A 14,168-nucleotide genomic window follows, 5' to 3' on the forward strand; every position below is an offset into this window, starting at 1 on the left:
GTCCACGGCCGGATGTCCAGAACCCACGGGATCTTCCCCTGCTCCTCACCACCATTGGTGACCCACATCACAGGCCGGTCATGTGATCGCACCCATCCGCGCGCCCACCTGATCCGAATACCCGGTATCAGCCCCCAGGGAAGGGACATCCGTGGTCCAGGACAGGCACATCCCCCGACGCGGACGCGTCGCCGTCATCGGTTCCGGCGTCTCCGGACTGACCGCCGCGCACATCCTGCGCGAACGGGCCGAGGTGACGCTGCTGGAGGCGGACGACCGTCTGGGCGGCCACGCCCACACCCACCGGATCACCGACGAACACGGCGCCGAACTCCTCGTGGACAGCGGGTTCATCGTCCACAACCGCCGCACCTACCCGAACCTGATCCGCCTCTTCGACGAACTGGGCGTGGACACCCGCCCCACCGAGATGAGCCTGTCCGTGGCCTGCGACGGCTGCGGCCTGGAGTACGCCGGCTCCCGAGGGCCGCGCGCCCTGCTGCCCACCGGCCCCCGGGCCACCGTCGCCCACGTGCGCATGCTCACCGAGATCCCCCGCTTCCACCGGGCCGCCCGCGCCCTGCTCGACGCACCCGACGCCGACCCCGGTCCCACCCTGGGGGAGTTCGTCGCGCAGAGCGCCCTGAGCCCCTACACCGTGGCGCACTTCGTCGTCCCCCTGGTCTCGGCGGTCTGGTCGTGCCCCCCGGGCACCGCCCTGGACTACCCCGCCCGCTACCTGTTCGCCTTCCTGGCCAACCACGGCATGCTCGGGATCTGGGGATCGCCCCGATGGCGCACCGTCGTGGGCGGATCCCGGTCCTACGTCGAACGCGTCGCCAAGAACCTCGACGTCGTGCGCACCGGGACCCCCGTGCGCTCGGTGGAGCGCGTCCCCGACGGGGTCCGCCTGCGCCTCGACGGCCGTGAGGAGGACTTCGACGCCGCCGTCATCGCGGTCCACGCCGATCAGGCCCTGGCCCTGCTGCCCCGGCCCACCCCCGCCGAGCGCGAGGTGCTGGGCGCGTTCCGCTACTCCCGCAACCGCACCCTGTTGCACACCGACGCCTCGGTACTGCCCCGGGACCCGGCGGCGCGGGCGAGCTGGAACCACCGCCTGCCCTCCTGCGACCCCGACGCCGGGCCCGTGCGGGTCAGCTACGACATGAACCGGCTCCAGCACCTGCCCGGCCGCCGACGCCACCTCGTCACCCTCAACGACGACGGGCGCGTCCGCCCGGACGACGTCCTGGCCGAGATGGACTACGAGCACCCGGTGTACACCCCCGCGGCACTGGCCGCGCAACGCCGGATCGCCGACCTGGACGACGGCGTCATCGCGTTCGCCGGCGCCCACCACGGATGGGGCTTCCACGAGGACGGGTGCGCCTCGGGGGTGCGCGCGGCGGAGAGCCTGGGGGTGACGTGGTGAGCCCCGCCCCCGCCCTCTACGAGGCCGTCGTCCGCCACGTCCGCGCCGCCCCGGTGCGCTCCTCCTTCGCGCACCGCACCTATTACTGGCTGACCGACCTCGAACGCCCGCCCCGGCTCCCCTGGCCGCTGCGCCCCCTGGCCGGGTTCGCGGGCCGCCCCTCCCGCGCCGAACTCGACGCCTACCTGGCCGGGCAGGGCGTCGACCTGGAGGGCGGGCCCATCCTCGTGCTCGCCCACGCCCGCGTGTTCGGGTACGTGTTCGACCCCCTGACCGTCTACTGGTGCCACCACCGCGACGGGTCCCTGGCCCGCGTCATCGCCGAGGTCCACAACACCTACGGACAACGCCACCGCTACCCGCTCACGGTGGACGACCGGGGGCGCGCCGAGGTCGCCAAGGCGATGTACGTCTCCCCGTTCCACGGCACGGACGGCCGCTACCGGCTGGCCCTGCCCGAACCCGGCGAACGGCTCTCCCTCACGGTCACCCTCCACACCGACGGCGCCCCGCCCTTCGCCGCCTCCGTCCGAGGCCGCCGGGTCCCGGCCACCGCCGCCTCCCTGATCCGGCTCGCCCTGCGCCACCCCTGGGCCCCGCTCGTGGGCGCGGTCCGCATCCGCACCCGGGGCATCGGCCTCTACCTGCGCGGGGTCCCGGTGCACCCGCGACCGGAACACCACGACACCACCGAGAGGACAGGTCCACGTTCATGACCACGACGACCCCGCCCCCGATCACCACGGTCGACCCCCGACGCTGGCCGGACGTCGCCCGGGTGCCCCGGGCCCGGCTGCGCGCCACCGCCGCCCGCGTCCTGGCCCGGTACGCGGCCCGCGAGGCGGGGGTGCGGATCACCACGACCGACCCCACCGGGGCGAACGCCGCCGAGGGCCCGGTCCTGTATCTGCGCGACCCGGAGGCCTTCCACCGCAGACTGGCCGTCGGCGGGCTCATCGGCCTGGGCGAGTCCTACATGGCCGGCGAGTGGGACTCCCCGGACCCGGTCGCCCTGCTGACCCGGCTGGCCGAGCACTACGTCGAACTCGTTCCGCGCCCCCTGCGGCCCCTGCGCCACGTCACCCTGCCGCGCCGGGGGCTCGGCGACCGCAACACCCGGACGGCGGCCCGCCGCAACATCGGCCACCACTACGACCTGTCCAACGACCTGTTCGCGCTCTTCCTGGACCGCACCATGACCTACTCGTCGGCGCTGTTCGACGGGCCCGGCCCGCGCGACCCGCACACCCTCGCCTCGGCCCAGGAGCGCAAGATCGACCGGCTGCTGGACGCCGTGGGCGTCGGCCCCGGGACCACCCTGTTGGAGATCGGCACCGGCTGGGGCGGCCTGGCCCTGCGCGCCGCCCGACGCGGGGCCCGCGTCACCACCATCACCCTGTCCGCCGAACAGCGCGACCTGGCCGTGCGCCGACTGGCCGAGGCCGGGGTGGGGGCGGCCGTCGACGTCCGCCTGCTCGACTACCGTGACGCCGAGGGCGAGTACGACGCCGTGGTCAGCGTGGAGATGATCGAGGCCGTCGGCGAGCACTACTGGCCGGCCTACTTCTCCGCGTTGGACCGGTTGGTGCGCCCCGGGGGGAGGGTGGGGCTCCAGAGCATCACCATGGACCACCGGCTGATGCGGGCCTCCCGCCACTCCTACACCTGGATGCACAAGTACGTGTTCCCCGGCGGGCTCATCCCCTCCGTCGAGGCGATCGAACGGCAGGTGCGCGAACGCACCTCCATGACCGTCGTCGACCGCACGGCGTTCGGCGCCGACTACGCCGACACCCTGATGGTGTGGCGGCGGTCCTTCGCCGACGCCGCGGCAGAGGTCGACGGGCTCGGGTTCGACGCCGTCTTCCGCCGGATGTGGGACTTCTACCTCGCCTACTGCGAGGCCGGCTTCCGGGCCGGGCTGATCGACGTGGAGCAGATCGTCCTGGAGCGCGCCCGATGACACAGGTCACCACCATCCCCACCACCGGCGGGCCGCGCGGGGTCGCCCACTTCCTCGCCCCGGTGATCGCCGGGTTCTTCAACGGGCACCCGCCGGTCCGGCTGCGCGCCTGGGACGGCAGCGAGGCGGGACCGCGGGACGCCCCCGTCGTGATCCTGCGCCACCGCGACGCCCTGCGCCACGTCGTGGCCCGGCCGGGAGAGCTCGGCCTGGCCCGCGCCTACGTCACCGGCGCCCTGGACGTGGAGGGCGACCTCACCGACGCGCTGCGGCGGGTCGGGGCCGGGGTCCGCCGCCACGGTACGTCGTCGCTCGCGCCACGGGAATGGGTCCGCGCGGCGCGCGTCCTGCTCGCCGTGGGGGCCGTCGGGACCCCGCCGCCGGTGCCGCGCGGCGAGAGCCGGCCCCGGGGGCCGCTGCACTCCCGCGAACGCGACGCCGCCGCGGTCTCCCACCACTACGACGCCGGCAACGGGATCTACTCCCTGCTGCTCGACGAGACCATGGCCTACTCGTGCGCCTACTGGCCCGAGGACGACCCCGTCGCCACCCTCGCCGACGCCCAACGCGCCAAGCTCGACCTGGTCTGCCGGGAACTGGGGCTGCGCGAGGGGTCGCGGCTGCTCGACGTCGGCTGCGGGTGGGGTTCGCTCGCCCTGCACGCCGCCCGCGCGTACGGGGCGCGGGTCACGGCGGTCACCCTGTCGGCCGCCCAGCGCGACCACGTGGCCGCCCGGATCCGCGAGGAGGGACTGACGGACCGGGTCGAGGTGGAGCTGCGGCACTACCGGGACATCGACCGCGCCGGATTCGACGCCGTGGCCACCATCGAGATGGGCGAACACGTGGGACGCGACGAGTACGCGCCGTTCGCCCGCCGGCTGCGGTCGCTGCTGCGGCCCGGCGGTCGACTCCTGGTCCAGCAGATGTCCCGGGGGAGCGATCACCCCGGGGGCGGTCCGTTCATCGAGCGTTACATCGCCCCCGACATGCACATGCGCCCCCTGGGGGAGACGGTGACGCTGTTGGAGGACGCGGGCCTGGAGGTGACCGGGGTGCGCTCCCTGCGCCGGCACTACGTGCGCACCGCCCGGTCCTGGGCCGCCGAACTGGACCGGCGGTACGACGACCTGGTGGGGCTCGCGGGGGAGGAGACCGCACGGGTGTGGCGGCTGTACCTGGCCGGCGGGGCGCTGGCCTTCGAGGAGGGCCGGATGGGCGTCCACCAGATCGCGGCCCGCCGTCCCGCACCCGAGGAGATCCCGTGAACCTCACCGCTCTCGCCCTCACCTTCGCCGTCTCGGCGGGGGCACTGGCCGTGCTCATGCTCGGGACCTTCGCCGTCGGGCGACGGCTGGGCCGGCACAGCGTGGTCGACGTCGCCTGGGGGCCCGGGTTCGTGCTGGTGGCGCTGCTCGCGCTGGTCACCGCCACCGGAGACCCGGGCCGCTCCTGGCCGCTGCTCGTCCTGACCGCCGTGTGGGGCCTGCGCCTGGCCGTCCACATCGGTCGCCGCTCCCGGGGCGCGAAGGAGGACCCCCGCTACGAACGCCTGCTCTCCAAGGCGCCCGGGGACCCCGACCTGTACGCGCTGCGCGTCGTGTACCTGCTCCAGGGCGCGCTGATCTGGCTGATCTCGGCGCCGATCCAGGTGGCCGCGCACGCCCCCGCCCCGCTCGGCGGGTGGGCCGTGGCGGGTGTCGCCCTGTGGGTGATCGGATTCGTCTTCGAGGCCGTGGGCGACGCCCAACTGGCCGCCTTCCGCCGTGATCCGGCCAACCGGGGCCGGATCATGGACCGGGGTCTGTGGGCGTGGACCCGGCACCCCAACTACTTCGGTGACGCCTGCGTGTGGTGGGGGCTGTTCCTCGTCGCGGTCTCGGGAAGCCCGTGGACGCTGCTCACCCTGCCCGCCCCGGTGGTCATGACGTACCTGCTCACCCGGGGCTCGGGGCAGCGACTGCTCGACGAGCACATGCGGGGACGTCCCGGATGGGCCGAGTACGAGGCCCGCACGAGCGCCTTCGTGCCCCTGCCGCCCCGGCGGTCCTGAGTCCGACGCGCGATCCCCGCCGGAGGCGTCGCGCTCCACCGGGGACGGCACCGGCCGGACGGGGCGGATGTCCGGGGCGGACGGGTCCGCCTCGGTGATCGGGTCCGCGGTGACGCGGGGCACGGGGACGTCTCGGATCCGGGCCGGGGCCGTGGCGGTGTCGACCGGGGCGCGGGTCGGCGCCTGGGGAAGCGGTGCCGACCCGCGCCACCGGGAACTTCCCTGAGGTTAGCCTGCCCTTGTCCTTCGCGGTGATCGTTCGGGAACATCGGCGGATCCCGCCGGGCCCCGGCTCCGCCCGCCGCTGTCCACCCGGCGGTGTCCATTCGGCGGTGTCCATCCCGAAAAGGGGGGACGCGTACGGTCGGGCGGCGCTCACACGTCGACCCCCCGGTCCGAGTGAGCGCCGCCCGGACCGGCCGGGGCGGTCGCCGCCACCCGCGCGCCGACCGCCGGGAGCCCCTGTCGCCCCGGCGGCCGACCCGCTTCGGGGTCAGACGGGGGTGATGCCCTCGACGACCTTCAGCACCTCGTCGTGGTCGCCCACCGGCTCGACGTACTCCTCGGAGTACTCCTCGTCCCACTCCGGGGCCCACAGGAACACGGTCAGCACGACGCCCGGCTCGGGCACCCACAGGGCGTCGGTGTCGGTGTAGAAGCCCGTCCCCGACTCCAGCTCGCGGACGTCCTGGCCCTCGAAGTACTCCTCGACCGTCACGTCCTGGAACTCGGTCAGGTAGGACTCCACGTCCTCGACGCGGTCGTCGCGCTGCACGCTCACGGTCAGCCCACCGCCCCACAGCGCGAACCGGTCGGCCGGATCACCGTTCTGGTCGGGCCAGGTCTCCAGTTCGATGCCGTCGGGGTCGATCCACACCCGGCTCGTTTCGAGGGGCCACTCCTCCTCGTCGTCCTCCCAGACGGAGTCGAACGGCTCACCGCCCGCGAACTCCGGCACGTAGCCGATCTCGAACCCGTCCAGCGGCCCCTCGGCCGGGGTGTACCCCTCGGCCTCCAGGTAGGGCAGGGCCTCCTCCAGGGTGATGCCCTTGACGTAGGGGCCGGTGCACTCGCCCCAGTCCCGCGGGGGGTCGACGGGGTCGGCGAACGCGCCGCTCAGAGGGAGCAGTACCGCGGCCGTCACCGCGCTCGCGGCCATGGCCGATCCCGTGGCGGTCAACAGGGTCCTGGTAGAAGAGCGCATGAGAGTCCTTCCTTCGCCGGCGGGCGTCGCCGTCACCCCTTCTGTCGCTCCCCGACACCCCCTCGGTTCGTGACGGAACGTGAAACCCCGGGTTCTGGCCGGATGCGGACACGCCGCCGCCCGGGGCGCGCGGGCCCCGGGCGGCGAGAAGGCGCGGATCAGACCGTGGGGATCGCCCCGCCGTCCACCCGGATGATCGACCCGGTGATGTAACCGGCCTGCTCGCTCGCCAGGAACGCCGCCACCGCCCCGTACTCCTCGACCCGGCCGTACCGGCCCACCGGGATCGTCGCGGCGGCGTCGCGCTCGACCTCCGCCGCGGTGCGCCCCTCCCGCTCGGCGCGCGCCCGGTCCAGGGCGTCGGTGCGGGCCGTGGCGATCCGGCCCGGGACGATGACGTTCGCCGTCACCCCGTCCGCGGCCACCTCACCGGACACCGTCTTGGACCAGGAGTGCAGGGACGCCCGCAGCGTGTTGGACACCCCCAGGGTCGGGATGGGCGCGATCGGCCCGGACGAGGTGCTCGTGATGATCCGGCCCCAGCCGCGTTCGCGCATGCGGCCGACGACGGCGTCGGTCAACCGGATCACCGGCAGCACCATCGCCCCGTACATCTGCTCCCACAGTTCCGGGTCGCGCCCGAGCGCGGGGGAGGGCGGCGGGCCGCCGGTGTTGTTGACCAGGATGTCCACCGACCCCAGCGTGTCGGCCACGTGCGCGGCCACCTCCTCGGCGCGGCCGTGGTCGGCCAGGTCCCACTCCACCGACATCGCCGACGTCCCGTGGGCGTCGCAGTCCTCCACGACCTTCGTCAGACGCTCCCGGTCACGACCGGTGACCGCCACGTTCACACCCTCGGCGGCCAGGGCCACGGCGATCGCCCGACCCAGTCCCGAACTCGCCGCCGTCACCAACGCGGTCCTGCCCGCGATCCCCAGATCCATTGTGCTCCGTTCCCCTTCCGGGGGTCCCACGCCCCCGCACGACCTTCGCGGCGTTCCGGCATCCTCCCAGCCGTGCGTCCCCAAGGGAACCCGTGGGCGCGCCCCGGCCGCCTCAGCCCACCACGACCCCCTCCCCGTGTTCCGCGACGATCCGCGCCCGGTGCGCCGCCAGGCGGGAGGTGCGGTTCACGGTCACGGCCCCGACCGTGCGACCGTCCCGGTGCTGGGAGATCTCCACACGGCGCCGCTCGGGGTCGTACTCGTGCACCTCGACCCGGTCGGCCGCACCGGGCAGCCCCACCGCCCGCACGCGCACCCCGTACTGGTCGGACCAGAAGGAGGGCGGCGGCACCGGCCCCGGGGGCGGGCCGCCCACCAGGGTCGCCGCCGCCGTGTCGGCGTGGTCCACCGCCCCGCTCCAGTGCCCGATCACCAGGTGGGAGGGCGCCCCCGGGTAGGGGAGGGGGTGCGGCGCGGCCGCCGCGTCCCCCACCACCACGATCCCCTCCACGGGGCGGCCCTCCTCGTCCAGGGCCCTGCGGCGATGGTCGCAGCGCAGCCCGCCGGAGTGCGTTCCCAGACCCGATCCCCGGGTCCAGTCGGTGGCGGGGCGCGCCCCCAGGGCCGTGACCACCGTCCGCGCGCGGATCCGGGTGCCGTCGGACAGTTCGACCCCGGTCACCCGTCGCGACCCGGAGAACCCGGTCACGGTCACCCCGGTGCGCAGCGACACCCCGGCCTCGGTCTGGAGCCGGGCGACCAGCGCGCCCACCTCGGCGCCCACCGTCCGTCGCATCGGAAGTCGGTCCCGGCACACCAGGGCGACCGGTGCCCCCGCCTCCCGGGCGGCCGACGCGATCTCGCACCCCAGGAACCCGCCGCCGACCACCAGCAGGGGGTCGCCCTCGGCCAGGGCCGCGCGCAGCCGGGCGGCGTCGTCGAGTCCCCGCAGGGTGAGCACGCCCTGTGCGGGGGTCGGCCCTGGCCAGGGGACGGCGGTGGCGCCGGTCGCGATGACCAGTCCCTCGTAGGACTGCGCGGAACCGTCGTCCAGGAGCACCCGGCGGGCCGCCCGGTCCAGCCGGACCGCCGCCCGCCCCGACCGCACCTCCACGTCGGCCGGCACGGGCAGGGCGGCGGCCTCGGGCGCGAGTCTCCCGGTCAGCACCTCCTTGGACAGCGGGGGTCGGTCGTAGGGGGCGTGGGGCTCGTTCCCGATGAGGACGAGCCGTCCCGCGAACCCCCGATCGCGCAGCGCCGTCGCGGTCCGCAGACCGGCGATCCCCGCCCCCACGACGACGATGGAGGAGGGGCCGCCGCTCACGCGGGGCCTCCCTCGACCGTGACGGCCCGCACCGGGCAGGCCGCCGCCGCTCGGGCGACCTCGGCGGCCGGGGTCGCCTCCGGTGCCGGGTCGTACACGAGGTTCTCGTCGTCGTCGAAGGAGAAGACGCCCGGGGCGGCGAAGACGCACTGGCCGTGGTTCGCGCAGCGGGTCCGGTCGACGTGGATTCTCACGGGTGCACTTCCTCTGTCCGCGGTTCGTGGAGGGGGACGGGCGGGTTGAAGCGGGAGGGGTCGGGCGGGTCGGGGGCCAGGAGGCCGGCGGCGTCGGTGGCCACGACCCGTTCCACGGTGAACTCGATCGTGCGTCCGGTCCCCTCCGGATCCCCGTCCCACACGATCCGGGCGGCCCCGCTCAGCCGTAGCACCGCGCCGGTCCCCCAGTCGGGGAACAGCAGGCCGGCCCGGGGCCGGACCCACAGGTTGCCCAGGGTGTTGAACATGGCGTTGCCGACGTAGTCGGGCCAGGAGAGCACGGTGGACGAGTGGACCCGGACGAAGCCCGGGGCGCCGCCCCGGTGGTTGGCGTCGGCGTCACCTGTGGCGTCGGCGGTGGCGACGAAGAACGTGTCGGCGCGGCGCACCAGGTCCCGCTGATCCCCGGTCAGCCGTGTCCCGGCGCGGGACGCGACCGGGGGGCCGGAGCCCGCCGGGGCGGGGTCCCGCTTCTGGATGTACTTGGGGCAGTTGGCGTAGACCTGATCGGTGGTCACCCGCAGCCCGTTCCCGTGGGGTCGGGAGACGCCGTTGATCCGCATGCGGCGGCGGGTGGCGGGGTCGATGGCCAGCGCGCCCACCCTGGTCCCGTCCCGGCCCAGGGCGTCGGCGAGCGGGTCGTCGGCGGCGGGTCGGGACGCGACGTCCAGGGTGCGGGGGCCGGGTGCGTCCAGGAACCCGGACGGTCCGGTGAGCAGGGAGCACCACGGGTCTTCGGAGGCGTCGAGGGCCCCGACGACGAGCCAGGTGCGTTCGGCGAGGAAGTCGGCGGCGACCTCCGGGATCTCCCGTCGGCGGGCGCCCTCGGAGAAGAGGGCCTGGTCGGCCAGCCCGGCCCGTTCCTGGACCGCCCGTTCGCCGTGGTGGTAGGGGGACCCCATGGTCCGTCCCCTTTCGTTCGGTGCGGCGGGCGTCGCCCGGCCGGGCGACGCCCGCGACCCGCGATGGGTCTAGAAGAAACCGCAGGTGGGGGCGGAGGCGACGGGGGCCTCGGCGGACTCGGCGCCGCTCGGGGCGTAGATCTCCAGGCGGATGCCGTCGGGGTCGTGGAAGAAGACGCCACCGGAGGCGGCGCCCTCGCCGTGGGGCACGACCCCGTCGTAGGCGAACTCCACGGCCAGTTCCAGCAGCCGCGCCTCGGCGGTGCGGACCTCGTCGATGGTGTCCACCTCGAAGGAGAGGTGGTGCAGGCCTGCGGCGTTCGAGCGGAACCCCTCCTCGGCCTGCCGCCACAGGGTCAGCACCAGGGAGCCGTCGCGGCCGAGGAACGCGGACTCGCGGCCCTCCTCCTCGCCGCGTCCCAGGACCTTCAGGTCCAGGATCCGCACGTAGAAGTCGATCGAACGGTCCAGGTCGGTGACGTTGAGACCGATGTGGCCGGTGGTGGGACGGGGGTAGGTCATGGCACGCCTTTCGTCGAGGGGAGGGGCGATGAGATCTTTTCTAACCCCTGAAAAAGACTTTAGGGGTTAGTCAGCGCGGAGGTCAACCCTCTAAAGTGATTTCAGGGGTTAGGTGGCGGCTGGTAGCATCCCGCCAACGCCCGCGCGCCCGGACCCGCGACGGGAAGGACGGGGGAGTGACGATGACCGTGTCGAGCAGACCGCTCGTGGGCGAACCGATCGCCATGGACCTGATCAACACCAGGTGGGTCTCCGGCGGCACCCGCCACGACCTGCTCGACGGCCCGACCGGTCTGGCCCGGTGGCTGACCGAGGCCGGACTGGGCACCCGGTTCGACGCCGACCCCGCCGCCCTGCCCCCGCTCCTGCGCGCCCGCGACGCCATCGCCGTGCTCGTCGCCGCCCCCGACGACCCCGGGGCCACCGCCGAACTCAACGCGATCCTCGAACACGGCACCGTGCGCAGGACCCTCGCGGAGGGCGCCCCCCGCACCGCCGTCGCCTTCGACGCGCCCGCCTGGGGCCCGGCCTGGACCGCCGCCGACGGCTACCTCGACCTCCTCGCCGCCCCCGACCGCATCCGCCGCTGCGCCCACCCCGACTGCGTCCTGTACTTCTACGACACCTCCAAGAACGGCACCCGCCGCTGGTGCTCCATGGCCGGCTGCGGCAACCGTGCCAAGGCCGCCCGCCACCACGCCCGCGAACGGACCGGCCGCGGCGCCTGAGCACATGAGGAACGCCCGGACCCGACACGGGTCCGGGCGTGCGCGCGGGGCTCAGGCCTCGTTCGGCACCACCACGGCGCGACCGGAGATCTCCCCCGCCTCCAGCCGCCGGTACGCCTCCAGGGCGTCCTCCATGGCGAACCGCTCCACCTCCGGACGGATCCGTCCCGCCCGGTACATGTCCACGACCTCCCAGAGCTCCCCCACCGTGCCCCAGTAGGTGTTGGTGACGTAGGACTCGTACGGGTTCGTGAAGAACGAGAACTCGTGCGTGCCGCCCGCGATGCCCACCACCGACAACCGGCCCCCCTGCGCCATCGCCCCGGCCGCCGCCGCGATCGTCGGCGTGATCCCCACGAAGTCGAACGCCGCGTCCACGCCCCGGCCCCCCGTGATCTCGCGGATCTCCTCCACCTGCCGGTCGCCGCCCCCGACGGTGACCGCCCCGTTCCTCTCCGCCCGCGCCCGCGCCTCCGGCTTGACGTCGGTCGCGATCACCGTCGCCCCCGTCAGCGCCCCGAGGATCTGCACGCCGATCTGCCCCAGACCGCCCAGACCGATCACCAGGGCGTGGCGACCCCCGCCCGCCAGGTGCGGCAGCGCCTGCTTGATCGCGTGGTAGGGCGTGAGCCCGGCGTCCGCCAACGGGGCCGCGTCCACCGGGTCGGCGTCGCCCAACGGCACCAGGTGGTGGGCGGGCACCGTCATGTACTCCGCCATGCCGCCGTCGCGCCCCAGGCCCACCGCCAGGTAGGGCATCGTCGCGGCGTTCTCGCAGTAGGTGTCCCGGCCCCGCGCGCACATGCGACAGTGACCGCAGCCGATCGGCCCGTACACCAGGTGGGCCGCGCCGACCTCCACCCGGTCGCTCACGCCCTCGCCGAGTTCCTCGACCCACCCGGCGTTCTCGTGACCCAGCACGAACGGGGGCCTCTGCGCCCCCGGGGAGCCCTCCTTGAAATGCCGGTAGACGCTCACGTCGGAGTGGCAGGCGCCCGCGCCCGCCACCCGCAACAGCACCTCGCCCGGTCCGGGCCTCGGCTCGGGCGCGTCGGTGAGCGAGGGGAACCGTTCGTAGTTCTCGAAGACCACGGCTCGCATCGGGTGCCCTCCTGGCTGTCGATGACGCCGGGCCCATCGACGGGACTCTCGGTACCCGGCCGAACACCCGACGCTATCAACGCGGTCCACGGGCGTCCGTCAACGCGGATCCCGGAATCGGTCCGCACTTCTTGACCCGTTCCACCCGAACGCGCGATGAGTCCGGCCGCCCGCCCGGGTCCGTACACGTGAACGAATCCACGAGGCCGGAGGACACCGTGACCGCACCCCCGCACACCACCCGACCCGACCGGCGCGCCCTGGTCGGCCTGGCCGTGCTCGCCCTGCCCACCCTGCTGCTGTCCATCGACATGAGCGTGCTCCACCTGGCGCTGCCGCACATGGTCGCCGACCTGAGCCCCACCGGCCCCCAACTGCTGTGGGCCGTGGACGTGTACGGGTTCATGATCGCCGGCCTCCTCGTCACGATGGGCACCCTGGGCGACCGCATCGGCCGCAGGAGACTGCTCCTCATCGGCGCCGCCGTCTTCGGCGCGGCCTCCGCCCTCGCCGCGTTCTCGCCCACCGTGGAGGTCCTCATCGCGACCCGCGCCCTCATGGGCGTCGCCGGGGCCACCCTCATGCCCTCCACCCTCGGCCTGATCAGCGGCATGTTCCCCGACCCGCGCCACCGGGCCGCCGCCATCGCCGTCTGGACGAGCTGCTTCATGGGCGGCACCGCCCTGGGTCCGATGGTCGGCGGCGTACTGCTCCACTGGTTCTGGTGGGGATCGGTGTTCCTGCTCGGCGTGCCCGTCATGGCGCTGCTTCTGGTGTGCGGACCGCTCCTGCTGCCCGAACAGCGCGCCGACCACCCCGGCCGCCTCGACCTCGTCAGCGTCGTCCTGTCCCTGGCCGCCGTCCTCCCCGCCGTCTACGGACTCAAGGTCCTCGCCGACGGCGCCCCGCCCACCCTCCCCCTCCTCGCCATCGCCGCCGGCCTGATCGCGGGCGTCGTGTTCGTCCGCCGCCAACTCCACCTGGCCGACCCGCTCCTGGACCTGCGCCTGTTCCGGGCGCCCGCCTTCGGAACCGCCCTGGCCGTGATGATGGGCGGCGCCGTCGCCATGGGCGGCACGTTCCTGCTCATCAGCCAGTACTTCCAGCTCGTCGCCGGGTACCCGCCGCTCATCGCCGGACTGTGGCTGGTGCCCCCGTCGGCGGCGATGATCGTCGCCACCCTCCTGGCCCCGCCGCTGGCCGCCCGGGTCGGCCGCGCCACCGTCATCGGCGGCGGCATGTTCGTCACCGCCGCCGGATTCGTCGTCCTGTCCCTGGCGCCCGTCCAGGACGGGGCGTTCGTCGTCATGATCGGCCTGCTCCTGGCGTCGATCGGGCTCGGGCCCGGTGCCGCGCTCATCGCCGACATCGTCGTGGGATCGGCGCCCCCCGAACGGGCCGGCGCCGCCGCCTCCCTGTCCGAGACCAGCGGCGAACTCGGCATCGCCCTGGGCGTGGCCCTGATGGGCAGCCTCTCCGCCGCCGTCTACCGCGCCGGAGTCGAGCCGCCGGCGGGGGTCCCCGAGGAGGCGGGGCACACCCTCGCCGGGGCCGTCGCCGTCGCCCGGGACCTGCCCGCCGACCTCGCCGCCGCCCTGCTCGGCCCGGCCCGGGAGGCGTTCACCGCCGGGCTCAACCTCGCCGGGGTCCTCGGCGCGATCGCCATGGCCCTGGGCGGCGCGGCCGCCCTGGTCCTGCTGCGCACCGCGGAAGAACCGGCCGAGACCGATGAGTCCGGGGACGCCGCCGGGTCGGTACGGGTGAACGAATGAGATCCGAT

The 14,168-nt window shown here is 74.4% G+C and carries 14 protein-coding genes; 7 read left to right on the plus strand and 7 right to left on the minus strand.

The features are described 5' to 3' along the window. Nucleotides 1-151 precede the first annotated feature (151 nt). The 5 genes from PWG71_RS03420 to PWG71_RS03440 are packed head-to-tail and all read left to right on the plus strand — an operon-like array spanning nt 152 to nt 5,448. Nucleotides 152-1,432, plus strand: a complete 1,281-nt coding sequence (locus tag PWG71_RS03420) for an NAD(P)/FAD-dependent oxidoreductase (protein WP_274807970.1) — start codon at nt 152-154, stop codon at nt 1,430-1,432. Then, a complete protein-coding gene (locus PWG71_RS03425; RefSeq protein WP_274807971.1) occupies nt 1,429-2,148 on the plus strand; it encodes a DUF1365 domain-containing protein in 720 nt (239 codons plus the stop codon). Before PWG71_RS03420 ends, PWG71_RS03425 begins: the two co-directional genes overlap by 4 nt. Further along, on the plus strand, nt 2,145-3,395 hold the full coding sequence (locus PWG71_RS03430; RefSeq protein ID WP_274807972.1) for an SAM-dependent methyltransferase: 1,251 nt from the start codon (nt 2,145-2,147) through the stop codon (nt 3,393-3,395). The genes PWG71_RS03425 and PWG71_RS03430 overlap by 4 nt, the downstream gene beginning before the upstream one ends. Further along, nucleotides 3,392-4,663, plus strand: coding sequence for an SAM-dependent methyltransferase (locus tag PWG71_RS03435; RefSeq protein WP_274807973.1), 1,272 nt, complete (start codon nt 3,392-3,394; stop codon nt 4,661-4,663). The genes PWG71_RS03430 and PWG71_RS03435 overlap by 4 nt, the downstream gene beginning before the upstream one ends. A 56-nt stretch (nt 4,664-4,719) precedes the next feature. Continuing rightward, complete coding sequence (locus tag PWG71_RS03440) at nt 4,720-5,448, plus strand: DUF1295 domain-containing protein (RefSeq protein ID WP_446724973.1); 729 nt, start codon at nt 4,720-4,722, stop codon at nt 5,446-5,448. Between the two features lie 493 nt (nt 5,449-5,941). Here the strand turns inward: PWG71_RS03440 and PWG71_RS03445 are convergent, their stop codons facing one another. The 6 genes from PWG71_RS03445 to PWG71_RS03470 all read right to left on the minus strand — a co-directional run bounded on the left by PWG71_RS03445 (nt 5,942) and on the right by PWG71_RS03470 (nt 10,559). After that, the gene (locus PWG71_RS03445; RefSeq protein WP_274807975.1) at nt 5,942-6,652 is read right to left on the minus strand and encodes a hypothetical protein; all 711 of its coding nucleotides are present in this window, start codon (nt 6,650-6,652) and stop codon (nt 5,942-5,944) included. Between the two features lie 158 nt (nt 6,653-6,810). Next, nucleotides 6,811-7,596: an SDR family oxidoreductase gene (locus tag PWG71_RS03450; RefSeq protein WP_274807976.1), complete on the minus strand. Its 786-nt coding sequence runs from the start codon at nt 7,594-7,596 to the stop codon at nt 6,811-6,813. A 112-nt stretch (nt 7,597-7,708) separates the two neighbouring features. Next, nucleotides 7,709-8,920, minus strand: a complete 1,212-nt coding sequence (locus PWG71_RS03455; protein WP_274807977.1) for an NAD(P)/FAD-dependent oxidoreductase — start codon at nt 8,918-8,920, stop codon at nt 7,709-7,711. After that, on the minus strand, nt 8,917-9,114 hold the full coding sequence (locus tag PWG71_RS03460; protein ID WP_274807978.1) for a ferredoxin: 198 nt from the start codon (nt 9,112-9,114) through the stop codon (nt 8,917-8,919). The genes PWG71_RS03455 and PWG71_RS03460 overlap by 4 nt, the downstream gene beginning before the upstream one ends. Further along, a complete protein-coding gene (locus tag PWG71_RS03465; RefSeq protein ID WP_274807979.1) occupies nt 9,111-10,037 on the minus strand; it encodes a pyridoxamine 5'-phosphate oxidase family protein in 927 nt (308 codons plus the stop codon). Before PWG71_RS03465 ends, PWG71_RS03460 begins: the two co-directional genes overlap by 4 nt. 69 nt (nt 10,038-10,106) lie before the next feature. Beyond that, nucleotides 10,107-10,559: a VOC family protein gene (locus tag PWG71_RS03470; RefSeq protein ID WP_274807980.1), complete on the minus strand. Its 453-nt coding sequence runs from the start codon at nt 10,557-10,559 to the stop codon at nt 10,107-10,109. A gap of 182 nt (nt 10,560-10,741) precedes the next feature. Here PWG71_RS03470 and PWG71_RS03475 point away from each other — a divergent pair, with 182 nt between their 5' ends. Continuing rightward, entirely contained in the window at nt 10,742-11,287 is a 546-nt protein-coding gene (locus tag PWG71_RS03475; RefSeq protein ID WP_274807981.1) for a CGNR zinc finger domain-containing protein, read from the plus strand. A gap of 51 nt (nt 11,288-11,338) precedes the next feature. On the opposite strand, the gene PWG71_RS03480 is transcribed toward PWG71_RS03475, so the two are convergent. Then, nucleotides 11,339-12,388, minus strand: a complete 1,050-nt coding sequence (locus PWG71_RS03480) for an NAD(P)-dependent alcohol dehydrogenase (RefSeq protein WP_274807982.1) — start codon at nt 12,386-12,388, stop codon at nt 11,339-11,341. Between the two features lie 218 nt (nt 12,389-12,606). Between PWG71_RS03480 and PWG71_RS03485 the strand changes: the two genes are divergently transcribed. After that, nucleotides 12,607-14,160 (plus strand): MFS transporter, encoded by a 1,554-nt coding sequence (locus PWG71_RS03485; protein WP_274807983.1) that lies wholly within the window; start codon nt 12,607-12,609, stop codon nt 14,158-14,160. Nucleotides 14,161-14,168: the final 8 nt, after the last annotated feature.

It is taken from the genome of Nocardiopsis sp. N85 (assembly GCF_028882275.1).
In the GTDB taxonomy this organism is placed as follows: domain Bacteria; phylum Actinomycetota; class Actinomycetes; order Streptosporangiales; family Streptosporangiaceae; genus Nocardiopsis; species Nocardiopsis lambiniae.